Origin of the sequence: Streptomyces sp. NPDC008313 (genome assembly GCF_042956125.1) — a bacterium.
GTDB lineage: Bacteria > Actinomycetota > Actinomycetes > Streptomycetales > Streptomycetaceae > Streptomyces.
This window is the reverse complement of sequence record NZ_JBIBFR010000040.1, coordinates 1-26184: the sequence shown is the minus strand read 5'-3', so window position 1 is coordinate 26184 and position 26184 is coordinate 1. Positions and strand designations below refer to the sequence as shown.

Annotated in this window: 13 protein-coding genes and 2 pseudogenes; 10 read left to right on the top strand and 5 right to left on the bottom strand. The window is 67.2% G+C overall.

Annotated features, from left to right (window positions below):
- Window positions 1-3 precede the first annotated feature (3 nt).
- From ACFY93_RS33185 to ACFY93_RS33170, 4 genes are all read left to right on the top strand, one after another.
- On the top strand, window positions 4-1794 hold the full coding sequence (locus ACFY93_RS33185; RefSeq protein ID WP_391365635.1) for a TraM recognition domain-containing protein: 1791 nt from the start codon (window positions 4-6) through the stop codon (window positions 1792-1794).
- The gene (locus ACFY93_RS33180; protein ID WP_112438352.1) at window positions 1791-3062 is read left to right on the top strand and encodes a DNA cytosine methyltransferase; all 1272 of its coding nucleotides are present in this window, start codon (window positions 1791-1793) and stop codon (window positions 3060-3062) included. Before ACFY93_RS33185 ends, ACFY93_RS33180 begins: the two co-directional genes overlap by 4 nt.
- Complete coding sequence (locus ACFY93_RS33175) at window positions 3062-4180, top strand: DnaB-like helicase N-terminal domain-containing protein (RefSeq protein WP_391365634.1); 1119 nt, start codon at window positions 3062-3064, stop codon at window positions 4178-4180. Before ACFY93_RS33180 ends, ACFY93_RS33175 begins: the two co-directional genes overlap by 1 nt.
- A gap of 66 nt (window positions 4181-4246) precedes the next feature.
- On the top strand, window positions 4247-5614 hold the full coding sequence (locus ACFY93_RS33170) for a DUF317 domain-containing protein (RefSeq protein ID WP_391365633.1): 1368 nt from the start codon (window positions 4247-4249) through the stop codon (window positions 5612-5614).
- A gap of 179 nt (window positions 5615-5793) precedes the next feature.
- On the opposite strand, the pseudogene ACFY93_RS33165 reads toward ACFY93_RS33170, so the two are convergent.
- Window positions 5794-6438, bottom strand: a pseudogene (locus tag ACFY93_RS33165) (DUF5655 domain-containing protein); the annotation flags it as partial.
- A gap of 89 nt (window positions 6439-6527) precedes the next feature.
- On the opposite strand from ACFY93_RS33165, the gene ACFY93_RS33160 reads away from it, so the two are divergent.
- Both ACFY93_RS33160 and ACFY93_RS33155 read left to right on the top strand, forming a co-directional pair.
- Window positions 6528-7721: a tyrosine-type recombinase/integrase gene (locus tag ACFY93_RS33160; protein WP_391365632.1), complete on the top strand. Its 1194-nt coding sequence runs from the start codon at window positions 6528-6530 to the stop codon at window positions 7719-7721.
- A gap of 68 nt (window positions 7722-7789) precedes the next feature.
- Complete coding sequence (locus ACFY93_RS33155; RefSeq protein ID WP_391365631.1) at window positions 7790-10201, top strand: tyrosine-type recombinase/integrase; 2412 nt, start codon at window positions 7790-7792, stop codon at window positions 10199-10201.
- Between the two features lie 403 nt (window positions 10202-10604).
- Here the strand turns inward: ACFY93_RS33155 and ACFY93_RS33150 are convergent, their stop codons facing one another.
- From ACFY93_RS33150 to ACFY93_RS33140, 3 genes and pseudogenes are all read right to left on the bottom strand, one after another.
- Entirely contained in the window at window positions 10605-11276 is a 672-nt protein-coding gene (locus tag ACFY93_RS33150; RefSeq protein WP_391365630.1) for a uracil-DNA glycosylase family protein, read from the bottom strand.
- A 119-nt stretch (window positions 11277-11395) separates the two neighbouring features.
- Window positions 11396-12169 carry a hypothetical protein gene (locus ACFY93_RS33145; RefSeq protein ID WP_391365629.1) on the bottom strand — a complete coding sequence of 258 codons (774 nt, stop codon included), beginning with the start codon at window positions 12167-12169 and terminating at the stop codon, window positions 11396-11398.
- 288 nt (window positions 12170-12457) lie between these two features.
- Window positions 12458-12721: pseudogene (locus ACFY93_RS33140) on the bottom strand (transporter); the annotation flags it as partial.
- A 901-nt stretch (window positions 12722-13622) separates the two neighbouring features.
- On the opposite strand from ACFY93_RS33140, the gene ACFY93_RS33135 reads away from it, so the two are divergent.
- From ACFY93_RS33135 to ACFY93_RS33120, 4 genes are read left to right on the top strand one after another with little or no spacing between them, the layout of a single operon-like run.
- A complete protein-coding gene (locus tag ACFY93_RS33135) occupies window positions 13623-15155 on the top strand; it encodes a hypothetical protein (RefSeq protein WP_391365628.1) in 1533 nt (510 codons plus the stop codon).
- Complete coding sequence (locus ACFY93_RS33130) at window positions 15152-15967, top strand: hypothetical protein (RefSeq protein ID WP_162624886.1); 816 nt, start codon at window positions 15152-15154, stop codon at window positions 15965-15967. Before ACFY93_RS33135 ends, ACFY93_RS33130 begins: the two co-directional genes overlap by 4 nt.
- A 28-nt stretch (window positions 15968-15995) precedes the next feature.
- Window positions 15996-20453: a hypothetical protein gene (locus ACFY93_RS33125; protein WP_391365627.1), complete on the top strand. Its 4458-nt coding sequence runs from the start codon at window positions 15996-15998 to the stop codon at window positions 20451-20453.
- The gene (locus ACFY93_RS33120) at window positions 20450-21514 is read left to right on the top strand and encodes a Wadjet anti-phage system protein JetD domain-containing protein (protein ID WP_391365626.1); all 1065 of its coding nucleotides are present in this window, start codon (window positions 20450-20452) and stop codon (window positions 21512-21514) included. The genes ACFY93_RS33125 and ACFY93_RS33120 overlap by 4 nt, the downstream gene beginning before the upstream one ends.
- Window positions 21515-21893: 379 nt before the next feature.
- On the opposite strand, the gene ACFY93_RS33115 is transcribed toward ACFY93_RS33120, so the two are convergent.
- The gene (locus ACFY93_RS33115; protein WP_391365625.1) at window positions 21894-25886 is read right to left on the bottom strand and encodes a hypothetical protein; all 3993 of its coding nucleotides are present in this window, start codon (window positions 25884-25886) and stop codon (window positions 21894-21896) included.
- Window positions 25887-26184: the final 298 nt, after the last annotated feature.

Sequence of the window (26184 nt, the reverse complement as noted above, 5' to 3'; positions counted from 1 at the left end):
CCCTTGCCCCCTCCCTCCTCCAGCAGCAACACCGACGGATACGACCTCTTCCTGCGCCTCCTCCTTGGGGTGCTCGCCGTCGTCGTCCCCCTGTCCCACCTGGCCTGGCTGTCCGGCAACATCACCGCCTACCTCACCGGCACCAGCTGGGCCCCCTACCAGCCGACCAACGCCCTGCTCCGCCCCGAGCAGGTCTGGTCCGACGCAGGAGAAACGTCCCTGCTGATCGGTGCCCGCATCGTCCCCGTTCTCCTGCTCCTCGCTCTCGGGGCAGGGGCTGGCGTCCTGTGGGCCCGGCACAACAACCGAAGCGGCAGCCGGAAGAAGATCACCGACATGGCCAAGGCCCGGGACATCGAGCCGCTGATGGCCAAGGCGATCACCGACAAAGCCCGCTCCCTGCGCCCCAGCCTGAAGGACAGCAAGCACATCGACGCGAAGGACACCGGCATCCTTCTCGGCAACCTGCAGGGCAGCCGCCACGAGGTACGGATGGGGTTCGAGGACGTCGCCGTCGCGATCATGGCGCCCCGGTCCGGCAAGACCACCTCGCTCGCCATCCCGTCCATGCTCGGCGCACCCGGCCCGGTCCTGCTGACGTCGAACAAGGCTGCCGGCGACGCCTTCACCACCGCCTACGAGGCAAGGGCCCGGGTGGGGGCGGTGTGGACCATGGATCCACAGCAGATCGCGCATGCCGCCCGCGAGATGTGGTGGAACCCTCTCGCCAGCGCGACCACCTTGGACGGGGCGAACCGTCTGGCCGGACACTTCCTCGCGGCCTCGGTGGACGCCTCCCAGCAGGGCGACTTCTGGTCGAAGGCCGGCAGCAACATCTTGTCCCAGCTGCTCTTGGCCGCGGCACTCGACGAGCGGCCCATCACCGACATCATGCAGTGGCTCGCCTTCCCCGCCGACCGCACTCCGCTGGACATCCTGCGCGACCACGACTTCGCCGCCGTCGCCGCTCAGCTCAAGGGCACCATCGAAGGCCCCCCGGAAACGAGGGACGGTATCTACGAGACAGCCCGGCAATACGCCTCCGCGCTCCTGAACGCGGAAATCGCTGGGTGGGTGACGCCGCAGAAGGACGTCCCGGAATTCCGGCCGGAGCAGTTCGTCACGTCCACCGACACGCTGTTCCTACTCAGCAAGGACGGTGGCGGCGGAGCCTCGGCGCTGATCGCCGCGTGCGCGGACTCGGTGATGCGGGCCGCGACCGCGCAGGCCGAACGTGCCGGCGGACGCCTGGATCCGCCCATGCTGGCGATCCTCGACGAGGCCGCCAACGTGTGCAAGATCAGCGACTTGCCAGACCTGTACTCCCACCTCGGCAGCCGCGGGATCATCCCGATCACGATCCTGCAGTCCTACCGCCAGGGCCAGAAGGTCTGGGGAGACGCGGGCATGGACGCCATGTGGTCCGCCTCGACTGTCAAGGTGATCGGCAGCGGTATTGACGACCCGGACTTCGCGGACAAGCTCAGCCGCCTGATCGGTGACCACGACGTGGAGACCACGTCCACCTCGCACTCAGAGTCCGGAAAGAGCACGTCGGTGTCGATGCGGCAGGAGCGGATCTTGCCCACCGACGCGATCCGAGCCCTGCCCAAGGGAACCGCGCTCTGCTTCGCCACCGGCATGCGCGCCGCCATGCTCGACCTTCGGCCGTGGTACCGGGAGCCCGGCGCGGAGGAGCTGTCCGCGGCGTCCGCCCGCGCCTCGCAGGCGATCACCGCCCGCGCCGTGGCGAAGCACGCGCCGACACAGTCCGACTTGGGGCTGGCCACGTGATACTCGACCTCTTCGCGGGGCCGGGCGGCTGGAGCAGGGCACTGCACGTCCTCGGCGTGCGCGACATCGGGCTGGAATGGGACGAGTGGGCGTGCAAGACCCGGGCTGCGGCTGGGCAGTTGACGATCCGCACCGACGTGGCAATGTATCCGACCTGGCCCTTCATCGGCCGCACCCGCGGAATGATCGCTTCCCCTCCGTGCCAGGCGTGGAGCATGGCCGGCAAACGCCTCGGCCTGCTCGACCAGCCGCTGGTGCACGCGGCGGTCGAGGACCTGGCCGCCGGACGCGACTCCCGCGAACGCCTCCTCGCCGCATGCCGTGACGAGCGCTCCCTGCTCGCAGCCGAGCCGATGCGCTATCTGTACGCCCTGAACACGGTCGGCGAGCCCGACTGGGTCGCCATGGAGGAAGTGCCGCACGTCCTGCCCTTGTGGAAGCAGTACGCGGCCGTCCTGCGCGGGTGGGGGTTCTCCGTCTGGTACGGGATCCTCAACGCGGCCGACTTCGGCGTCCCGCAGACCAGGAAGCGGGCGATACTCCTGGCCTCCCGCGTCCGTACGGCGCAGCCTCCTACCCCCACGCACTCCCAATTCGCCGAACCGGAGTCGCTGTTCGGTCCGGGCCGCGCCCGCTGGGTCAGCATGGCCGAGGCCCTGGGATGGGGCGCAACCGACCGGCCCGTCCCCACCGTCTGCGCGGGCGGTGGACCCGGCGGCGGACCCGAACCGTTCCCCTCGGGCTCCCGCAAGACGCTGTCCGACGCCCGTGAGCGCGGCACCTGGATGCCCCGGCCGGACGGAGTGGTCCTGCAGTCCCGTCGTGAAGGCGCCGGATGGGCGGCCCGGCACGGCACCCGCGAGAACCGGGCCGCCGACGCTCCGACGCCGACGTTCACCGCTGAGGCCCACCGCTGGTCCTGGTCCCTGCGCAGCAACAACCAGGCAAACGCCACCGTCCGTCCACTGTCCGAGCCGGCCGGCACGCTGTTCTTCGGGCACCGCGCGAACGAGTGCACTTGGATCGCCGAGCCCGCCTCACCGCCGGCCATGGATGTCGACGCGCCAGCGGTTCCCGAGCCGATCCGGATCACCGCCCGCGAGGCAGGCATCCTGCAGACCTTCCCCGCCGACTATCCCTGGGCCGGCAACAAGGGCCAGCAGTTCTCCCAGATCGGCAACGCCGTGCCCCCGCTGCTCGCCGGCCACCTCCTCGCCCCACACCTCGGCGTCACCCTCCACCCCGACGACTTCACCCTCGCCGTCTGATGCCCCACGCCCCCGAACCCGACGAAGACGACCTCGACGCCATCGCACCGCCCCAGCCGGTGTTCCACGTGGAGCAGGCCCTGCTCGGGGCCCTCCTCCTCGATCCGCACCGTCTCAGCAACGTGACCGGCATCGCCGCCGACTCGTTCTCCACCGCCGCGCACGCCACCTTGTACGCCGCGATCACCTCCCTGCCGCCGCCCGACCCCGCCGAGCACGCGAAGAACACCAAGTGGCTCGACCGCGTGCTCGCCACAGGCCGGGAGCAGGCGCGCGGACTCACCGCCTCCTACCTGCACACCCTCGTCCAGGTCTGCCCCTGGCCCAGCCACGCCCCCGCCTACGCCCGGATGGTCGAGGCCGAGCACGCCCGCCGCCGCCTGCTGACGGCCGCCGAACGCCTCGTCCACACCGTCCACGACGTCTCCCTCCCGCACCCCGTCCAGACGGTTCTCGCCGAGGCCGATGCGCTCGCCGCGGTAGTGGACGACATCGCCAACCGCTTCCCGCCACGCGCAGGCGTACTGCCCCGCACCACGGCACCGCCGCCGCCCGCCGCCCCCGACCCCGCAGAGGCCGTCGAGGAGGAGCAGATACTGCTCGCCACCGCCACGGCCTACCCCTCCGACATCGAAGCCATCCGGTGGCTGCTCCCCGACGACCTCACCCTGCCACTGCACGCCGGCCTGTGGCAGTGCCTGACCGCCCTGGCCCGCCGCCGCGAGCCCGTCGACCCCGTCACGGTTCTGTGGGAAGCCCAGCAGCGCGGCCTGCTGGACGACGGCAGTGAACCAGGCGAGATCCTCCGCCTGCTGGCCGAACCGGCCGGTTCCGTCGAGCACTGGGGCGAGCGCGCCCTGCAGCGCTCTCTCCTAGCCACGGCTGAGCGCACCGGTCGGCTGATCGAGGCGTACGCAGGTGACCCGGCGAACACCCCGTTCCAGCTCGTCGTCGGCGCCCGCCGTGCCCTCGCCGACATCGCCGCCGTCCGCACCCGCTGGCAGCACGCCACCGGAGCCACCACGACACAGCGGCGGCGACCGGCGCCCACCACCCGCGCCGGCCCGCCGACCACCACGGTCGCGCACGTCACCCGGTCCACACGGGCAACCCGATAGCCCCCCGCGTACACCGGTGGCCGGACCCCAAGGCCCGGGCACCGGCAGAAGAGACGAGACCCCCACATGACTCCCGCCATCGACGCCCACGTCCGCCTCGACACCCACCCCACTCACCCGAGCGCCGTGCAGGCCATCCTAACCGGCAGCCAGGCCCACGTCGCTCTCATGGCTCTGGAGGCTGCCGACTGGAGCGCCGCCGCCGACAACATCCTGGTCCTGGCCCGCATCGATCACGAGGAGCCCTACTGGGCCGCTGACGCCGCCAAGCACCTGATCGCCGAAGGCATCACCGTCGAGATCACCCCTCGGCTCCAGGAGGCCATCGACGAGGAATGGACCTGGGCGAACTACCCGATGCCCTGGTGCACCCGCAGCGAAATCCGCGAGGTCTCCAACCAGGCGCAGAAGATCCACGACGACATCCGCCACGGCCAGCTCCTCATCCACGCCCACGCCCACGACGGCCACACCACCGTCGCGGTCGGCACATACCTCCACCCAGGCGGCAAGTCCGTTTACCTGCACGGCGAGGACCACCTGCGCCAGGTCGCCGACACCTTCGACTCACCCGCCCAGGCCCTCCTCGCCTTCGAGAAGGCCCACGCAGCCGAGATGCGCCCCGGCCCAGCACCCCTGACCGACACCGAACGCGCCGCCATCGAAGCCCGTTCCGTCTTCGACGTCACCACAACCAAGCCCGAACCCTCACGTCCGGAGCCGGAGACCGTCCCCGTCTACCTGGCCGATGCCGGCGACCACGACGCCCTCCTCGACACCTTCCTCGACACACACGGCGAGTTCGGGAAGTGGCGGACCTGGTCGGATGACACGACGCACGCCATCCACGAGTCGCAGACCCTGCGTATCGAGCGCGTCCACGAAACCCCCGCCCACGAGACCGCATGGACCGTAGCCGCCTACGAGACACCCGTCTCCGACCGCATGTGGGTCCTCACCGCGACCGGCGCCACCCCCGCCCCGGTGCTGCAGGATCTGCTGATCCACCTCGCCAACGGCGACGGCTGGGACACGGTCATCGGCGCCCCGGTGGACGAGAAGATGGTCACCTCGGCCACCCAGCCGCTCTCCGACGCCGGATGGAAGCACACCGTGGACAGGCGATGGATCCGCTGGACGGCCCCCGACGGGGACGCGGGCGTCCAGTTCGACGCCTTCGCCGCACAACACGCGAGTCAGAACCTGGCCACCTGGACCATCTGGGCCGGCCCTGGTCCGGACCGGCCCACCTGGGCCATCAGCGCGTCCCCGTACACCCCGAGTTCACTGCTGGCGGGTCTCTCTGGGTCCCTCGCCCATGAGACCGGCACGCGCCAGGCCCAGCTGGGCCCCGAGCACAGGACCCGCCTCGCCGCCAGTGCGCCAGCGGCTCCGGCGGTCACGGCCGGCCGATCCGCCAGCCGTTCACGCTGATCATCGGCCCACACGAGGCGGGGCAACATTGCGCGGGATCGCCGGTTGGCCAAACCGGCGATCCCGCGCACCATAGATAGTCCACCGCCACTCCCTGCCCGGACGTCGAAAGGCCCTCGCCCACGACCGCAGACACGACACGAAGCGCAGCCCGCCAGGAAGCAGGCGGTGGCCTCCGATCATGCCGCCGCGTAGCTTGCCCGGAACAGATCCTGCGCCCGCTCCACGTCCCTCGGCGTACGGAGCTGCACCTCCAGATCACCCGTCCCGTGGTGACCGAGACCGGACACGTCCCGGGTGAAGCCCGGAACAAGGTCGACCTCCTTCGGGTCGACCTTCAGGTAGACCAGCAGCTTGCTGCGCTGCGGCGGGCACAGGCAGGCGAAGTTCCGCAGCCGCTGATACGCCCGGTAGGTCTTGCGCTCAACCCGGTTCACGCCGTCCCCGAGCCCGAGCAGGACCTCGTCGACTGCGCCCGCCAACTCCACCATCGCCGCGCCCTGGACATCGGCCGCCGCCCGAGCAACCGCCCCGCGCTGTGCCCGGCGGGCCACCTCCCCGCTACCGCTCACGGAGGCCACGGTCTCAAGCCCGAGCAGGTCCCTGCCGAAGAGTCGGTAGCGGACCAGGTCGATCGACCTCCGGTGCTCACGCACGGCATGCGCGTCGTAGCGGGTGAAGTCGCCGGCGATGCAGATCAGGCGCGGGCCGCTCCACAGGACCTGGGACGCGGCCGTCACCCCGAGCCGGTCGCGGACCAGGTGCTCGAACTCCGCCCGGTGGTCCATCAGCCACGAGAGGTAGAACAACCCCTGGTTGATGACCTGTTGATTGAACTATCGGCGGAGTTTTCGCAGGTCAGTGACCTTGTGGCGGGGTTGTCGTTGAGTCGGCCATGGAGGCATCTCGAGACTTGGCGGCTCTGTCCGTCCCCCTGGTCGGGGAACTGGTGGCCATGGATGATCCGTGGGAGCCCTACCGGCTCGTCGACCTTGCCAGTAAGCCGGTCGAGGGAGCTCGCGCTTTCCTACGGGAGTTGCAGGGAGCCGGCCGTTCGGCGGCGACGGCCCGCTCCTATGGGATGGACATGTTGCGCTGGTTTCGATTCCTGTGGGCTATCGAGGTTCCGTGGGACCGAGCGAGCCGGATCGAGGCGAGGGACTTCTCCCGCTGGCTTCAGGTCGCCGGGCAGCCGAGGCGTCCGCACTGGCGACGTCCGAGCGAAGCGGGCCGGTGGGTCGCAGGGGGCAAGCCGTACGCACCGTCGGTGCGAGCGCACAGCGAGACAGTGCTGCGGACCTTCTACGACTTCCACCGCGACGTCGGCACCGGGCCGGTCCTCAACCCGTTTCCGCTGGACCGAGCACGTCGCGGCCGTCGGGCTCACGCCCATCGCAACCCGATGGATCCGGCCCGGAACGAACGCGCCGGGCTCTACCGGCCGAGAGTGCCCAAGCGGGTGCCCCGCAGCGTCCCTGACGAGGAGTTCAACGAGATCTTCGCCCGTCTCCCTTCGCACCGGGACCGGGCTCTGGTTGCCTTCTACGTCTCCACCGGTGCACGGGCCAGCGAACTGCTCAGCACCTGGCAAGCCGGCGCCGATCCGGGGCGTCAGCTGATCTCGGTCGTCCGCAAGGGCACCGGCGAGGTCCAGGAACTGCCTGCCTCGGCCGACGCGTTCGTCTGGCTGCGGCTCTATCAGCTGGAGATGGACGATGCGATCCCGCGCGGGCGGCGTCTCCCGCTGTGGTGGACCCTGCGCTCGCCGTCGAGGCCGTTGACCTACCACGCGGTTCACCGCATGTTCGAGCGGGCGAACGCCAAGGCAGGGACTTCCGCGACGCTGCACGCGCTGCGGCACACCGCCGCCTACCGGATGTCCGAGGACCCCAGCCTCCCTCTCACAGATGTCCAGTTCGTCCTTGGTCACGCTCAGTTGACCACGACGCAGCTTTACCTCACGCCTCGCAAGGAGGTGGTGATTCGGCGCCTGTTGGCCCACCACGCCGAGCAGAGGCGTCAGGCAGCCGGCCGTGTCGCCCCGCCTCCGGCAGCTGACTATCGGCCGGAAAGTCTCGATGTGCTGTTCGGAGCTGGTGCCCGGTGACCATCACTTCGTTGGCGCGTGCCGGTTCCGCACCGGCCGCTGGATTGGAGCCTCAACTCACCCGTTCCATGGCAGCCCAGCAGCGTTTTCCCGCCCGGACCGTTCCGGACATCTGGCCGGGCGCCGAGCGCTCCCGCACTGAGGTGGCCCGGCTGCTGTCCCGTCCGCCTTTCACTCTGGAGAACGCCGGCAGCGAGCTGCACCACAAGCACGGTATTGTCATGGTGCTGGACTGGCTGGAAGACCAGCCCGGACAGACCTGGCAGGATCGGTGGCTGGCCAGCGGCATCGAGCGAGCCGGCGCCGCCTGGCGGCCGGTGATCATGCAGTGGCTGCACGAGCGCGGTCTCAAGGCAGCTTGGCGGATGCCGGTGGTGGGCCGGGCCCTGACGACAGTGATCAGTGCTGATCTTCTGCGTCCGTCGGTGGACTGGCTGGCGGCGGGGGCCAGCCGGCAAGGGGTCCTGGTCCGCTCTATGGCCCGCAGCCGCGACCCTCACGGGTTCGAGCGCTTGCGGGTGCTGGGCGCGTCAGTCCAGGACGTGCGGTCTGGTGCCGTCAGCGCGGCTCTCTGCCGCAGTGCCCTCATCCTCGCGGCCAAGGGCGGCATGCTGACCGGGATCACCGTCGGCGACGTCCTGGAGCTCTTTGAGGTTCAGGCCAGGGTTCTCAAGCGGATGACGGCGGGGACGGAAGTGTTCTACCGGCTGCTGCACCAGCTCGGAGCCCTGGGAGAGGCGGCCCCGCAGAATCTGCGCGAGGTCCGCAACCGAGGACAGCGGACCCCCGAGGGACTGGTCGACCGCTACGGACTGCGCTGCCGTCCCGTCCGTGACCTGCTGGTGGACTATCTCCGTGAACGCCAGCCCGCTCTGGACTACAACAGCTTGAAGTCTCTCTCCTACCACCTCGGCAAGCGCTTCTGGCAGGACATCGAACACCATCACCCGGACGCCGACAGCCTTCGCCTCGCCCCGGACATCATCGGGCAGTGGAAGCAGAGGATGCGTACCAAGGACACGACCGTTACCGGCTCCGACGGCCGGCGCACGAATACGAAGGTCGAGAGGCTCAACCACCGGGACACGCTCACCCACGTGCGGGCCTTCTACCTCGATCTCGCCCAGTGGGCACTGGAAGACCCCGGCCGCTGGGGCCCGTGGGTGGCACCGAGCCCGGTCAGGGCTGACGAGCTGGAGAACCGCAAAGTACAACGGCGGCGCAAAGCGAGGATGGACGCCCGCACCCGCGAGCGCCTGCCGGTTCTGCCGATCCTCGTCCGCACGGTCGACCAGCGTCGCAAGGACGCTGCCGCAGTACTGGAAACCGCCCGGCATGCCGGCCCCGGCGAGGTGTTCACCGCTGCCGGTCAGCAACTCGTACGCGCCGTGGTTCCGCACGGAACAGCCGGCAGGATCTGGGTCGAGGACCCGCACACCGGAAAACGCCGCGATCTGGGACTCGAGGACGAGAGGGCCTTCTGGACCTGGGCCGTAGTCGAGGTCCTGCGGGCCACCGGCATCCGCATCGAGGAACTGCTGGAACTCAGCCACCACAGCCTGGTCCAATACCGGCTGCCCACCACCGGTGAACTCGTCCCCCTCCTTCAGATCGTCCCGTCCAAGACGGATACCGAGCGGCTGCTGCTGGTCAGCCCAGAGCTCGCCGACGTCCTCAGCGCGATCATCTGCCGCGCCCGAAAGGCCACCGGCGCCGTTCCCCTGGTCCGCTCCTACGACCGCCGCGAATGTGCGTGGCAGGAGCCGGCCCCGCTGCTGTTCCAGCGACGCATCCGCGGTGAGGACTGCGCGTTCACCGATGAAACCGTTCGCACCATGCTCGACGAGGCCCTCACCGAAACGGGCCTGACCGACTTCACCGGGGCCCCGCTTCGCTACACACCGCACGACTTCCGCAGGCTGTTCATCACCGACGCCATCCTCAACGGGCTGCCCCCACACATCGCCCAGGTGATCGCAGGCCACCAGGACATCAACGTGACTCTCGGTTACAAGGCCGTCTACCCCGAAGAGGCGATCCAGGCGCACATGGCCTTCCTCGCCCGCCGCCGGTTCCTTCGCCCGAGCGAGGAATACCGCGTCCCCACCGACGAAGAATGGCAGGAGTTCCTCGGCCACTTCGAGCGCCGCAAAGTCTCCGTCGGAACATGCGGACGAGCCTTCGCCACCCCGTGCATCCACGAACACGCCTGCGTCCGTTGCCCGATGCTCTGGCCCGACCCCGCACAACGGGACCGTCTTGTGGAGATCCGGGACAACCTCATCGCCCGCATCACCGAGGCCGAGGATGAAGGATGGTTCGGTGAGGTCGAAGGGCTCCAGGTCAGTCTCGCAGGCGTAAGAGAGAAACTCCTGAAGGTCGACAACGCAGGTGCCAGCCAGCTGGTGGCGCTCGGAATGCCCGACATCAAGCGCATCACGGACAGCAACAAGAAAGCCAACCTTGAAGCTTCTCCTTAATCGCCCTCCTTGAGGGGGTACCTTGATCTTATGACAAAGAAGGAACTGCCTCGTCTCATCCCCACGGGAACCTGCTGGTGCGGCTGCGGTACGGAAGTGGGAATCGGGTCCTTCTTCGCACGCGGCCACGACAAAGTCGCCGAAGCCGCCCTCCTCGCTGCCGAATACGGCTCATCCGTCCCGCAGCTCCTTCACAAGCACGGATACGGCCCAGGGCACTCGGTGACCGCGAAGGCCGTCCACGCAGGTGCATGGGAAGAGTGCCCGGAGTGCGAGTACGTGGGCGCGCCCGCCAGCATCCGCGTGCACCGGAAGAAGGCAGAGCACTAACTTGCGCCCGTCGCGGTGCCTCGCAGCCTGAAGGCCGCGCGGCACCGCGACGGATGCAGGTGGACTGTCGAGCTCAAGCCGTGTTCAGCAGCCGGGCGGCCTCCTGCAAGACCTCCAGCACTTCCCCCCGGGCCGCGGGCCGGGACGCGAAGACCCGGGGGCTCGGGTGCCAGGTCGGAAGTGTGTGCACCTTTGGGGCGTAGCGCTGCTGGTAGGCAGCCCATCCGGCCTGAGCCTTGCGTCCCATGGGTATGACCACCTCCAGCGCAGGCAGCATCGCTACCACCTCGTGCAGGAAGGGCGCGGCACGCTCGATCTCGGACTTGCCCGGAGCAGCGATTCGGGTGGTGGTGCCGAGGTACCACGGCACCACGTTCCAGTGCACGGACTCCCTGTAGGGAAGGCCCGCCTCATCGCGCAGCGTCCAGCAGTTCCGCGCGGTGAGATCGTCGTTGTCGACCGAGATGATCCCACTGCCCGTGCGGCGCAGCTCGGTCTCAGCGCCCATGGCCTTCTGACCGGGGGCTTCCAGCAGGAAGAGGCTCCGGGCTTCCACACCGCCCGAGGCGGGGTCGAACCACGGCACCGATTCGCCGTCGTCCAGCCGGGCACGCAGATCCTGAACCCAGTCGTTCAAGGGACGCACCGTGGGCTCGGTCCGTACAGCAGCCAACCGGGCACGCAGCACCTCGGGGTCCGCCAGAGCCCGGGGTGCTGCTGTATGAAAAGCATCGCGTGTCGTCATGCGCCGCAGTGTTTCACCCACCACTGACAGACACGTTGTCTGGGATCAGAACGCAGAAGACCCTGAAGGACAGAGATCGACCAGGAGCGCAGGTTCACCGGATGAGAACGGACCAGCCCTTACTCGTGATCTTCGAGGTACTTCTCGTACTCGGCCATGTACGGATAGCAGTCGTCGGCAGAGGCAAGGTCGCTGCCTTCACAGAGGCTGTACTTGTAGGAGCCGTCGGGGTTGCGCTCTTGGGGATCAGGCAGGCCGGTGTCGCGAGCGAAGTCACTACCACCGTCGTCGGCCCCCTCCGTCGCCGAGACACCATCCTGCGAGATGTCGCGGTACCGTCGCTCGGCGTCGGGCGTGAGCTTGCCGCTTTCGCAGTCAGTGGGGTCCTCGACCATGTAGAAGAGGACAGACCAAAAATCCCCGTCCGTCGTCTCATCGCCCTTGACCCGCTCCGTCTCATGCCAGCAAACGGTCCACTCGCCTTCAGGGTCGTCCAGGGAGCTGTAATCGCGCCCTCCAGCCCCCGTGTCCAAGCGGGTCGCGTAGCCCGCCGCCTTGGCGGTCAGCGCCGCCTCCTTGAACGGCTTCCCCTGCTGACTTGCCAACGGAGGTGCCTTGTCGCTCTGCGGGCTTCCCGTGCCGCCTTGCCCGTCGCACCCCGTCAGGGCAACGACGCCAGCAAGCACCAGCATCGCGATGCACTTCCTCATGGCTCCCCCTCCGGCGAGTCTGCCGATGATCGCTCTGGATGGTAGTGCAGGAGCCAGATACAGAAGACGGCATCCATGGACGCGCGTTAGCTCAATGAATGCCTGGCGGTACGCTGCCGGCGACCGACCACCTCCCCGGTCCAGCAGCACTGCTGCCGATACCAGCCTGGAGAAGGAACTCACGGTGACCAAGCCCCTAACGCACAAGCAAGCCCTGGCAGCAGTCATACAAGCTCTCGGCGGAACGTGGGACCCACCGCGCGCCGCTCTGGCACTCCGTCTCGGCGGCTACGAGCCAGCCACCTCGCAGGCCGGCGAGAAGGAAGCACGCCGGATCCTGCGCGAACTCACCGAAGAGGGAACCATCGTCCGGCCCGACCCCGAGCGTACGGAGTACCACCTTCCAGGAACCTGAGGTTGCGGACGACTCCCTGCCCGGGCCCGGTCGTCCGGCACTGACGAGGCTCGTGGTTCAGAGAAGGCACCGGTATCCGTGCCGCGCTTGTACTCGACGATGACCGGCGAGCCGTTCTCGTCCAGCCCGAGCGAGTCGATTCGGCCCCCGTGCACCGGTCCCGTGCTGTACTCGCTCGCCAGGAAACGAACGCCCAGCAGCGTCTCCATGTGCGTCTCGACGAGGCCCTGCACATCGGCTTCGATCTCAGCAAGACGCGGCATGACCTCAATCATGCCGCTATTCGTCGTGTCCGTGCGGAACAGCTTCAGGCCCGGCACCTTCCCCTCCTCGGCTCGGAGATCACCAACGCCGACGAGGTGCGGGATTGTTTCCACGAGAGGCTTCGGGGGCGTGAAGATAATGTGAGGCCCTACGTACGGTCCGATCGGGGAACCCTCGCGTCCCCCGGTCACCGGGAAGCGTTTCCCCATGCAACCCCCGCGACCCGGGAGACAGCGCCCGGAAGCCGGGTTTACGCAGGTCAGCCCCCACAGCTCAGCGGATAGAGCACGCACCTTCCAAGGACTTTCCGGATCTCACACAGTGCCGCAACTGGTCACTGTTGTCGAATTTTGCAAGGGCGACCCATGCGTTCAATAGCTGAGCGCGAGGAGAATCGCGACTTTGTAGCAGATCGACCGGAACGTGAATTCGGCAGGCAATCCCCCTTGATCAAATCAAAGCGAGACAAAGCTCTAGGCGCTGCGGTCAGAGCGCGGTGATTAAACGCCCGCCCCGGCCAGGACGAAGCAGGCAGCGATTTCATCGCGAAGCTTCCGAACCATCTCGACGCTCGGGTTCTGACCTCCTTTAGGCCGAGTGGTTCTCATGTTCAAGCAAGTCCGCACTGCGGGGCCGAACGCCACGGTCGCGCCATGTGCCTGGGCGCAAGTCGCATCGTCTGCGAGATGCACTGAGCCAGCCCCTCCTCTGACCTGCGAGGGACCTCGCTCGACACTCAGCAGGTGCCGATCCGCTCCTCGTTGACCGGTTCAAGCAAGCGAGGGGCTCAAGGCCGCCAGCCTTACGGGGCGGTGTATCGGTTTCGGGTCTCCTGATCATGCCGCCAACGGAGACAACAGCCGAAATTAATCGCCCATACGTTCGCCTCCGAAGCATTGTCAGTGCCGTGTCCTAGCGTGAATTTCCGGTCGAGCAAATGGTGTTGGGAGGCTCTCAGTGTTCTTTGGCGAGTCAGCTGCGGCGTATGAGAGCATCACGTCGCGGATGAAGGCGCTGGCCGTGGTGCGGCCACTATTGGCGCTCGACGACAGTCCGGCGAAGCGGGAGCGGGGCTGGGAGGGGTACCGGCTGGCCGAACTCGCCCTGGCAACCATCGACTTCGTGACGTTACGGATAGGGGCGCGGACGGCAGTTCGACAGGAAGCCGTCGTGGAACAGGTAGCTGAGTCTGCGGCGCTCCAGGTTCCGGGGCGGGCGGGTACCGAGTATCAGGAAGTCGCGCGCTGGCTGGTGGAGCGGATGATCAACACCGAGAGACACGACCGGTGCTTTCGACACGAGATCGGCAGCGTGACAGGCGACGGCTTCGTCGTCAGGGAGTTTCCGTTCCAAATCCTCAAAGACGTGCCGGACGAAGCCGGGCAGGCTGCGCTGACAGTTACTGATGCGGCCATCACCGTGCTCGTCCATGCGGTCGATGTGGACATCGCGTCCGAGCAGATCGCGGCGGAGGCCAAGTTGGCCGCGTTGCTAAAGCGCGCGCGGATCGGTGAGGCGTGGCAGGCCGCCCGCACCGCCCATGTGCAGAGCATCCGGTACGCGAAGGAACTACTGGACCGCATGGAGGAGATGAAACGCAACGTACGGGCCATCGACTGGGAGGCGGATCTCGACGGCCCGTTGAAGGAGGCGCAGGAGCACGTTGAGGAGAGGTCTCGGGCGGAGACTCAGCTGAAGGCGCAGGTGGCACAGCTGCTCGAGGTCACGGAAGAGGAACACAAGCGGCAGCAGCTGGAGGCTCTGGATGCGCTGATCCAGGATTGTCTGCAGCGGCACTTGATGCTCGTCGACATGCTGCTCAGAGTGGTTCCTGAGTTCCGGCACCAGCAGGACCGGCAGATCTTCGTACCTCCCGTGGTCCATGTACGGGTACACCTGCGCAGCCAGCTCCTGGAGCCGGCGCTCGAGCTGAGTATCGAGGACAGCGAGCGGCCCCTGGAGGCGTTCGTGCGCGGGGTGCTGGGTCCGGTCCGTCCGCGGATGATGTACCTGCCGGACTACTTCGAGGTCCTCACACGGATGCCGGATCAGGCCGAGGTTGAGCGGGTCGCGGTGGGCGCACCGGACGACTGGGAAGTCACGTCCGATCCACCGAGGTTCGACGACGCGCAGCATGCATGGGTGGACAGGCTGCTTTCGGCTGTCCCCGGGGAGGGCGTGCGACTGTCTCGGTTGCTCGAGCGTGCCCGCGAGTGGGGCGAGGGCAGAGGGCCTGGTGACGACACCGACCATCTGCTGGCTATGGAGACCGCGCATCGGTTTCGGCATGTCCCGGTCGCCGAGCTGGCGCGAAGTGAGGAAGCCGTCGTTGTCGTGGACGACGGGACTGAGTTGGACGACCCGGTTTTCGGTGGCAGCGACTTCCTGCTGTTGCCGGCCATGGGCGAACCGACCTCCGAAACGCAACCGCCCCTTTCACCAGAGTTTGTTCCCCGCGCCACGAATGACGATCTGGAGCCGAGCGCATGACGCAGTACGACGATGTTGCCGCAGCAGCCCGGATGGTGGCTCTGGCTATGACACGCGGCAAGTCCCCAGCGCGTTCTGGAGAGAATGCCCGCCTCGTGCGGCGGTTCGATACGGAACCGGACTTCGCCCAGCTGGTGCGGAAGGTCGCGCAGGGTTTTGACCTCACGGTCCAGGAGGTGCACCCGCAGGCGGGGCTGGTCCTGGCAACCACGACCGAGACGGACTTCGCCGTCTCGGTCACCGACCTCGTGCCGAATGCAGAGAACCGGCCGCTGTACCTGCTCGCCCACCTGGCCATCGCGTCGCGGGCCTTCCCTCGTCCGGAGGACTTGGACGACGACGAGCACGTCGCCCGGGTCTCGGTGCAGAAGGTCGACGAAGACGTTAGGGCCTATGCGACCGTCCTTGAGCGCCGTGCCGCAGCCGCCGATGAGGACACCGACCCGCCGGCCGGCAGCCCCGGACTGGAGGGATTGTGGCGGGCCTACCTGCGCCGCAACCCCACCGGTCGTACGGACAAGGACAGGACTCCGCGGTCGGCGACCTACGCGCTGGTGAAGAGGGCGTTCACGCATCTCGAGCAGCGCGGATTCGTCCGCGCGACCAGTGACGAAGAGGGCGGCACGTACGCCACCAACGTCCTGTACAGGCTGCACATCCGTGCCCAGGCAGCCCGGGAAATGCTCCAGGAACTGGCCGCCCTGGGAGTGGCGGCCTTGCCGCACCACGATGCGCCACTCCCATCCGAGACTCCGGAGCAGCCTGAGGCTACGGGCCACGGCATGCTCCCGGACTCCGCCCCAGCCACCTGACGCCATCGCGATGTAAGGACCCCTCTCCATGTACGAGTTGAACCGCATCCTGATGCGCAACTTCGGGCCGCTCGACGCCCGCTACGAAGACGTGAACCTGGACTTCTCTGGCGTGGGCCCCCTGGTTTCGACAGCATCCCTGATGCCGACCCCCGGACACGTCACGCAGCGGCCCTCGCCGGCCAGTCTGGTCATGCTCCAGAACGGCGGCGGCAAGGGTGTGCTGCTGACCGGCATCACCTGCACCACGATCCCGCTGCGTCACCATGACCCGGAGGAGCTGCTGAGCTTCGTCGTTTCTCCGGCTCAGCCCTCCCATATCGTCCTGGAGTGGGCTGATGCCCGGACTGGCAGGCTCTTGGTCACCGCGCAGCTCCTCGCGCCCGAGGGCGATGGCAAGCTCAAGCGCCGCTTCTACAGCTTCCACCCGGGTGCCGCCCTGTCCGCGGACGATCTACCTTTCCACCGCGACGGTCACTGGCTGCCGTTCGACCACTACTACAACGAGCTGTGCGAACTGCAGGCCACGGTCGAGGCGTTGGAACTACAGATCGTGGACGGGCAGGAGAAGTGGGAGAAACATCAGGCCGGTCTGGGTCTCGAACCTGGCCTCTTCGATGTCCAGCGCAAGATGAACGCCACCGAGAGCGGGGCTGCCGAGGCGTTCACCACCTCCAGTGCGGCAGCGTTCGTCCAGTGGCTGCTGGAGAAGGCCAACGACGACGACAAGTACACCAGCCTCGGCGGTGCCTTCGAGACCTATGCCGGCGCCCACGACCAGCGCGAGAAGCTGGTCAAGGAGCGGGAGTTCGCGCTGGCCATGGAGGACATCTGCGCCCGTGTGGCCGATCGGTACCAGGAGCACACCGACCAGCAGCGCGAGGCTGGCCAGGCCAAGGACGGCCTTGTCGCCCTTGCCGCAGGGCTGATGCGTCGGCATCAGATCCTCACCGCCGCGGCACAGGCCACCACAGACACGGTCAATACCGCCTACCGGGCACATGAAGCATCCAAGCAGGGACTGGACGTAGCCAATGCACGTGTGGCGTACGTTCGTTGGGCTGCCTGCGGCATCGAGTTGGGCAAATCAGCCGAGGAACAGAAGCGAGTCGCCGCGACGACGCAACGACTGGAAGACCGCCTTGCGGGCTGGCGCAGTGTCCCGGTCGCCGTGCGACACGCGGCTGCCCAGGAGCGCCACGGCCGTATGCAGCGGGCCCTCTCCGAAGCCGAGGAAACAGTCGCCCCTTATGTGCAAGCGTGCGATATCGCCGCGGCGGCGCTCCGGGCGGGCTACGCGGCGGCTGAAACGCAGGCACGCGCCGAGGCCGGCAATCTGGAGAGGGAGATCTCCGAGTCTCGCAGAGAGATCCAGCAGTGGCGCGAGCAAAGCAACTCGCTCCATAAGGATGCCGGTACGGCTGAGGGAGAACAGCACCAGTTGCGCCGTCAGGTGCAGGGTTTCGAGGAGCAGCTGCGCACCGCGCGGGAAGAGGGAAAGGTGCAGCCCGGCGAAAGCGCGGCAGACGCCGCCTCCAGGATGGACGGCGAAGCTGATCACCACGGCCAGCGCTGTGTAGAGGCCAAGAAGGCACAGGATGAGGCCCGCAGCCGCCGGGCACAGGCATATCAACAGCTGCCTGCACTGCAGGAGCGGGCTCTCGATGATCGCTGCGCAGCAGAAGCGGCCGAAGCGGAGACCGACCGCTTCCGCGCCCGCGCCGAGTCCGTGCGCCGCCACCCTGTGACTGCGGAACTGCTTGAGCTCGGCCTCGAAGACCTGCAAGACGGCGACGCCCTGACCTGGCTCGCCGACCACTACGCTGCCCTGCAGAACTTGATCGAGCGGAAGATCACCGCTCTGGACGGTGCCCTCAGGCGGACACAGCTCCAGCACAGCGCGGATGAAGAACTCCTCGCCGCCCTGGACACCAGCGACGGCCTCCTGCCCGCCACCAAGGAAGTCCGCTCCCTGTGTGCCGACCTCTGTGCCCAGGGCATCGACGCAGTCCCCGGCTGGCAGTGGATGCGCGACAACGTGCCCGCGGACGATCACCAGCGCCTCATCCACGACCACCCGGACCTGGTCGGCGGCATCATCGTAAGCGGCGGCCCCGCAGCGCTGGATCAGGCCCAACGTCATCTGGAGCGCACCCGTCCCCTGCCCACGGCGGCCGTCGCGGTAGGAACCGGGGAACGGATGCTGACGCCGGTACCCGACACAAACGGCCGGATGGTGCCCGACCCGACCCCGGCCCTGCATGACGAACAGGCCGCGGCACTCGAACGAGCCGAGGTCGAAGCACGCCTGGCAGCCTCCGCGCAGGCACTGGACGAGCTCGAGGAACGCATCAGTCTCACCCGCGACCTGGGCAACAAGATCAAGTACTGGCTGGACGAGATCGGCTCCGTGAGCGTAGGGGTCCGGCTCGAACAGCTCCAGGAACTCCGGACTGCAGCGCAGGCATCCCAGGCCAGCCTTAAGGTCGCGCGCACCAGTGCCGAACAGCACGACGACGCCGTCACCGCCGCCGAGGAGGTCTACACACAACAGGAAAACGCTCACCGCGAGGCCACCGAGGTCGCGCAGGCGATGCGTCGCCTCGCGGAAGCCGAGGCGAAAGCCAGCCGGGCACGCGACCGGATCACCGCGCTCGTGGAAGAAGCTCAGCAGCGTCAGCGCGAACTCGAAGAACTGGGCGAGAAAGAGGAGACAGCCCACGGCGACATCGCACGCATGACCCAGGCGGTGGAAGCCGCCGTCCAACAGGCCCAGAGCCATGCCCAGGCGCGAAAGAAGGTCACCGCCACGCCCGAGGCCGAGCAGGCTCAGCACGCCAAGGGAGCGCCCTGCGAAGCGCTCACCGTCCTCCAGCACCGCTACGAGCAGGCAGTCGAGGACCTGCGCAGTGTGGACATCGAAGAAGACCAGCGCCAGCGTGCCAAGGAAGCAGAAGACGCCTTGCGCGCCTGCCAGGACGAGTGGGCGCAGGTCCCTGACCAGGTCAAGCCCTTCGCCCAGGAGTACAGCCGTTCTCCCGCAGCGGTAGATGACGTCCAGCGCGACGCCGTGCAACGCGATCTAGGCCAGCAGATCGACAGTCTCCACGACCAGCTACGGCGCCTTCGGGACAAGGAGAGCCGTCTCAAGGAACGACACCGCACGCTCGCCACTGCAGCAGAAGACACCAGCACTCAAGACGTCGCGCAGTGGACCCCACACTCCCTCGAAGAGGCTTACGACCTGACCGCCCGTGCCGAACACGCCCAGGCGGAGGCGCAGCAGGCTGAACGCAGTGCCGGCGAGCAGTACAACGCGGCACGTAGGCAGCAGAGCCAGCACACTCGCGAACTCGACGCCTTCGGTCATGTCCTGGCGCGCTTGGAGACCACGATCGAACAGCTCGGCATTCAACCCGCGGCGGCCCCATACGAAGGCACCGCCGATGCGGCCGAACCCGCCGTACGGCAAGCCACAGCCCGCTACGAGGACGCCCGGCGCAAGCTCACCAGCACCGAGCGCCGCGTCGAAGACAGCGTTTCCTTGCTCAAGGACCAGGCCGCCGACGTCCGCTTCGAGCAACTCGACATCCCCTTGCGCAACCAGATCTCGGCTCTTGACCGGCGGCACATCCCAGCCGCCTCCCGTGAATGGACTACGGCGCTGCACCGCGCTGCCGCAGCCCTGACGACCCAGCTTGAGGGCATGAGCAAGGCGCGTGAGGCCCTTGTGTCCCAGCTCAGCGGCTTCGTCACCGAACTTCTCCAACAAGTCGACCAAGCAAGCCGGTTCTCCGTCTTCCCCGACGGCCCCACGCCCTGGGCAGGGAAGCGCTTCCTCACCATCCGCTACAGGAAGCCTGAACCCTCCGTGCTCACCGCCCATATGCGCGAAACCATCGACAACCTCGCCGCCAACCCGCGCACCCGCAAACTCAAAGGCACCGATGTGGTCATGCGCTGCCTGCACGCAGCCGTTCCCCGCTTCACCGCCGAGGTCATGAAACCCAACGCCACCCAACGGATCGAACGCGTGCCCGTGGAGAAGATGGGCAAGATCTTCTCCGGTGGCCAGGAACTGACCGGCGCCATCCTGCTCTACTGCGCCCTCGCCGCCCTGCGCACCTCCCCCGGCCCCCGCAGCCGCACCCGCCACGGCGGACTGCTCCTCCTGGACAACCCCATCGGCCGCGCCAACGCCCCCTACCTCGTAGACATCCAGACGCAGATGGCGGCAGCCCTCGGCATTCAGCTCATCTACACCACCGGCCTGAGCGACGAAGCCGTAACGGCCCGATTCCCCGCCACCATCCAGCTGCGCAACGACGCCGAAGCCCGCACCGGCCTCTCCCGCATTCGCCTCGACGACCACGTCCGCAACGCCCTCATCCCCACCCCTCGGACCGCCCCGGACACCCACGAGCCTGAAGCAAACGGCTACCTCAGCTCCGCACGCCTTTACACCAAGGGGGAAGCGAACCGATGACGGCGCCCACCCCCGAGCAGCTTCCTCGCCTCTCACCAGGCGCCGTCCGCCTCAGCGCCGCACTGCACGCTCGCGCCGAGAAGGCCACCGTGCCGCGCGCCACCGTGATGGAAGCCTTCACCGCAGCCCTCCCCGGCACCGCCCGCGGTGAGGATTCCCGCACCGCACTGGCCATCCTGCTCGAAGAACTCTCCGACGCCGGCACCCTGCGACTCCCCCACGGCCAGAGAAAGAAATGGGACGCAGGCCACCCAGCCCTGCCCGAGCAGATCCGGTTGCCCGCAGCCACCCCGCGCAAGCCTGCGCCTGTCACCGCACGGCGCTCCTACCGACCTGAACTCGACTGGGGCCACACCGCGTACCTCACCTCCGCCCATCACGAAGACCTGGCCCTCATCAACCGATGGTTCCGCGACACCAGCAATCGTCCCGACGTTCGCGTACCGATCCCCCTGCGCGAACGCTCGTACGAGATCTTCCAGGACGAAAAGCGCCTCGATGGCCTCATCTCCGGTGCGCTCTTCGCCCCCGGCCGCCTTACCCTTGAACAGCTCGGCACCTTTCGCGAACCACCGCCCCTCGCCTACCGACTGCTCGGCGACGGAGACACCCTCCTGGTCGCCGAGAACAGCGACACCTACGCCACACTCCGAGACCTGCTCACCCCGAATCCCGGGCGCACCAGAGGCGTTGCCTTCGGCTCCGGACGAGCCTTCGAAGCCTCCATCGAAACCGTCAAAGAGATCCATGGAATCCAACGGATCGTCTACTACGGCGACCTCGACCCTGAAGGTCTGTCGATTCCCGCCCGCGCCTCAGTAACAGCCACCCAGTGCGGGCTGCCCTCGGTCGAACCCGCCTCCGCGTTGTACGACCTCCTCCTGAGCCATGCCTCCACCCCGGGTCAGATGGTTTCCGATGAGCGCGCCCACACGCTTACGGCCTGGCTGCCGCCCAGACTGCGAAAGAGGACTCATGAGGTCCTGCTGTCAGGCCGGCGTATTGCGCAGGAAGCCACCAACCGTAACCAGCTGGCCGGCGACGCTACCTGGTGCCCTTGAGTTCGTCGGGAGACCGTGAGCACCTCCAGGCCCCACGGCATGACCGCCGCATCACGAGTTGCTACGTGGACTGAGTGCCAGCGTCCCACGTCACGAACGTCAGCCTCGGGCCGGAGCGGCGCCCTCGGCGAGGTGTGCAACTCCGGCCCTGAAAGCCCGAGATCAGTTGTAGACGTTGAATTCTGCGACTGACCACCAGCTACGCGCAACACTGCCAGTATTGCCCTTCGTCACCGGTTCGAGGATGGCAACGCACTCAACGTGATGCGTCATCGGGAAGGCATGGAAGTCACACTGCCTGGACGTTGCGCCTCAGAAAGGTAAGACCGCTCGCAAGATGCAGATACGCGAGCGCCGCACCGAGCTCTGCCGATCACACTTACTGCCTGTATGGTCGCGGAAGGTTGATCACCATGGGGCGAACGTGAATTGCGCCCGCCTGTGAGAGGCTCGCCGCTTGGTCCTGCAGATCGACGCGGAGCGTGTCAAGCTGGAGTTTTTTCGCCTGGGTCTTACGGCTGTCACCCGTGGCATTCCAGAGCTCGATCGGATACCAGCCGACGATGTAGATGCCCGCATCCGTTCCTGCTTCCGGCAGATACCGGCCCGCCAACTGTTCCGCTTGAGCCGTCGGAACTTCGTCGTTCCAGGAGCCCTTGACCTCAATGACCAGCTTTACGGACCCGCTTGAAGCGATGTTGGGGTCGTCACCCGGTGAGGGCATCGCTTCGACGAGAAGGTCAGTGCGGTCGCCCGCCCCGTATGGATCGGTGGGATGGATCAGCACCTCCCGGTTGACCGCGACACGGTGGCCGGCCAGCCGCAGAGTCAGCTCGTGTGTGAGGTACGCACACAAGGCTGCTTCGGGTTTGGGGCGCCAGACATCAGGGATGACTGGGTTTTCTGCGGACGGCTTTCGAGGGCTCTTGCCCGGTGTACGGTCCCAGAGCAGTTCGCAGTGCGAGGGAAGCGCCCGGCTCACCTCCTCAAGGGCCTCCTGCACCACGTCCAAGAGGTCTGTGCTGGTGCGGATGACGCGCCGCTTTGGGTCCTGCAGGAGCCGTATCACGTCCTCTGTGCGCACCTGACTCCAACTCGCAGCGGCATGTTGCTTGGTCGCCGCGACGAGTGCTGCGGCAATAGCCAGTCGACTGGGGTACAGGGTCGCAAGTTGGCGCAGTTGATGAACTGCCTCTGCGGTGGCTCGCCGGCTTAGCTCAGGAAGTAGGCGATCTCTCCATTCTCGGGCTTGTTCATCATCAGTGATCCAGCGAGCGCCGCGAAGAGGCTGGTCCTCCTCAGGGTCGTACAAGTCACTGAGCCACAGGTACAAGTCGGCAACGAGAGCCTCGCTCAGGGAGCTTTGGATACGCTCCGTCTCGGTCCTGGCGCATGCTTCGGCCAGTCTGCGGCCGAGCTCAGGGTCGGTTGCCGCGAACCTCTTGGCTCGTGGCCAGTGCGCCTCGGCGTCCGCGGTCAGTAGGGCCTGGGCGGCGAGGACAGCAGCTCGTGCGGCAAGCGGAGTTTCCCGGGGCCCGTCGATACTGGCGTCAATGATGCCGTGCACCATTTGGCTGTCGGTGGTGAGAAGAGTGGCCAGGATTCTGTGCCAGGTCCGCAGCGCGGCCTCACGTGCCTCATCACTGTCGGGCAAGCGTGCGGGGTGGTCTTCGCTCGCTGCTGAGCCTGCCAGGGCCTTATCTGCCGCCTCGGGCACGAGCCCGAGACAGGTGGACAGTTCAGTGGCGAGGTGCTCCAAGCACGTACGCAGTTCCGCAGCCCAGCGCGGATCAACCGCATTGAGCTCGATGGGCTGTTGGCCTGCCGTCAGCGCTGCTCGGGCTGCCTGGGTAACGCGATGGGCCACGGACTCAGGTGCATGACGGGCTGCCAAGCGCAGCAGGTCCACCCGAACGGGTTCCGTGTAGCTCGTCGACATGCCCAGATACTCGGTGAGTATCGCGGCTGCCCAAAAGCTCCACACCCGCGCGGGAAGTTCGAGCAGGCGGCCTGTTCGGTGCAACTCTGTGAGAAGGGCATATCCGGCCCAGGAGCACTTGTTGCGACGGGCGTGCGGGAGCCAGGAATCCGCACGGTCATGCTCGGTGGTGAGATAGCGGAGAGCGAGCTCAGGCAAGTCCGACAGATCGTCGCCGAGAGCTACGGCAGTTGGCCAGGTTGAGATGGCGCCCGCCGCATCCTGCACGAACCTCCCCGTCTGCGGGTCCACGCGCAGACCCCACAGGAATTGCCACAGACTGTCGTTGTCGCCGGCCCTGGCTTCAGCGAGGCGCCGCGCCGTCTCGGCCAAGAACTCCGCTGCTTCCGGCCAATGCGAGTTCTCAGCGCTGTAGTTGCGGCGCAACGCCCGAGCAAGGTGACTGTCGATAGGGATGGCCGCGTAGAAGGAGCGCAGATACGGCCAGGCCGGGTGCGTGTTGTCGTAAGCCAGTTCGAACACATGGAGGTCGTCCGAGGGGAACGTGCAGGAGGCCAGCTCGCCGTACACCTGGAGGGCCGCCCCATCACCGGACGCCGCCGCCTCGACAGTCTGCTCCAAGAGCCACGGGAAGTCGTCCCTATCGACAAGCTGATGACGGATCGCTGGCTCGGGCGCCGAAGATGCGTCGAGCCGCACCGACGGGCGTCGTTCCCAGTCGTACGCGATCTGGTAGGCCGCCATGCGCGCATTGAGCCCTGTCCGGACAGCCTCTGTGACAAAAGCTTGGGTCAGAAGCCTCCGTAGTGACCGGGTCTCGGGCGTCTCGTGCCCGTGCTCATCAGGTTGCAAGCAGTCAGGCATCTGGACCTTGTGGTGGTCGTGGAGGAGGCTGAAAATGATCTTCGCCAAGGTGTCCGCGTGCTGAGCCGCGTCCGGAGTCTCGAGCGCTCGGCCGATCACCCCGTTGATCAGTGAGATCTCGAAGCGATCGTGCGAGAAGACATAGCCACTATCCGGTCGGCAGACTATTTCGGACACCCAAGCGAGAAGATCGGGCAGATCCTCGTCCCTGCACTCCGCTGGCATGTTCCTCAAGAAGTGGGCGTAGTTGCCGTACAGGTCCGGGGACGGCGGGCGAAGGGCGCCCAGCATCGTCGCCGCGTCCAAACGGTGCGGCCATAGCAGGCTCAGTAGCGTGCCCCGAAGCTCATGGTCGGGATCCACCCGCTCGACATAGGACAGATCGGATAGGGAGTCGAGCACCTCGACGAAAACTGGCACGGCACGGCCCAGGTCGCAGGCGAACGCGGCGCGCGCCGCCAAACGACGCTCCGTTTGATGCCACGTGTCGTTCCTCACCAACGCCAGCAGCGCATCGGCCAACCTGGGGTGAGCGGTGCCGGCCTCCTGCGCCAGCTGGATCGCCAGGCGGGTTCGCGCCGTGGACTGCCAGTTGGCCGCACCTTCGGCAGGGTTGGTCTCCAGGACGTCGGCGAGCTGGTCAGCGAGCGAAGGATGGCGCAGGTCCCAACGGGACAGCTGCCATCGCGTGTCTCCCAGTTCGACCTGCGCCGCACGTTCCAGCAGCCTGCTTACGGTGAGCCGGCGGACCTCGTCGGAACGCACAAGTGCGCTGTGCACCGCCAGGCTTTCGGGATCGGCGGTAGCCAGCCAGCCGCTGGCAGAGTGGTTCATGGCCACCAGCCAGGCCGCGGTCTCCCGCAGCGGTGCTGGAATGGTCGCCGTCTCTCCGTCCGGTGCGCCTATCAGGAACAGATTCTCCAACTGTCGCTGCGTGGTCTTCCGATCCGTCAGGTACCGGGCTGCGAGGTAGGCCGCTACGGAAGAGTGGCGGAATGCCGCCCTGCCGTTGTCCGGCGCTGTGAACAGCGCGGTTGCCAAGCATTCTTCGACCACTTGGGGCGTAACCTCGAACGGTCCAGCGGCGGTCCGCTCCCTTCCCCCCGCCAGTACGTCGCCCGGCAGATCGTAGGTTCCAGCCTCGAACATGGCCCCACGCCACACGGTCCGATGGCCTGACAGCAGCATCCACGCGGCGATGCGTCCCGCCACCGTCAGGCGCTGAAGGACCGTGGTGATCAGCGCTTTCTTGAGTCGGTGAGGGTCGGGGTCTTCAGCGAGCCGTGCCACTCCGCGTGCAAACAACTCTTCTGGCCGCCCGTGCAGCTGGCCGTCAGCCCGATAGGTCAGGACCAGCAATTCCAATGTCAGCGGTACGCCGGCCAGCACAGCGGCGCCGGCCGCCTCAGCTGCCTCCACCAGCTCTTTTCCCGGCACGCCGGCGCTGTCAGCCAACGTCACAGCCTCCGTGCGACTCAACGGGGCCAGATCGACGCATCGGCACGCACCGAAAGCCTCGGCCAGCACAGACGTCAGCACCGCCGGATAGTCGGCCGTGCGGCAGGCCATGAGGAACCGAATCCGGCTGGTATCCCGGCCGCTCAGCGACCTTCTCAACCACCTCGACAGACGCGGCAGAAGTGGGCTCTCGTCAGCCTGGTCCAGGACTACCGTCAGCACTCCAGCACCCCCGGCAGCGTCTCCTTTCGAAGGCAAGGAGACAAGATGGCATCCAAGCTCCTCCTGATAGGAGTGCTCGGTGAGATCCCCACCTATTGATCAGAAACTCATTGGGTTCTCGTCCAGGACGTAGCGGACGTGCGGGCCGCCGAAGTAGCCGCGGACGATGTGCGGCTGGCGTTGGCGT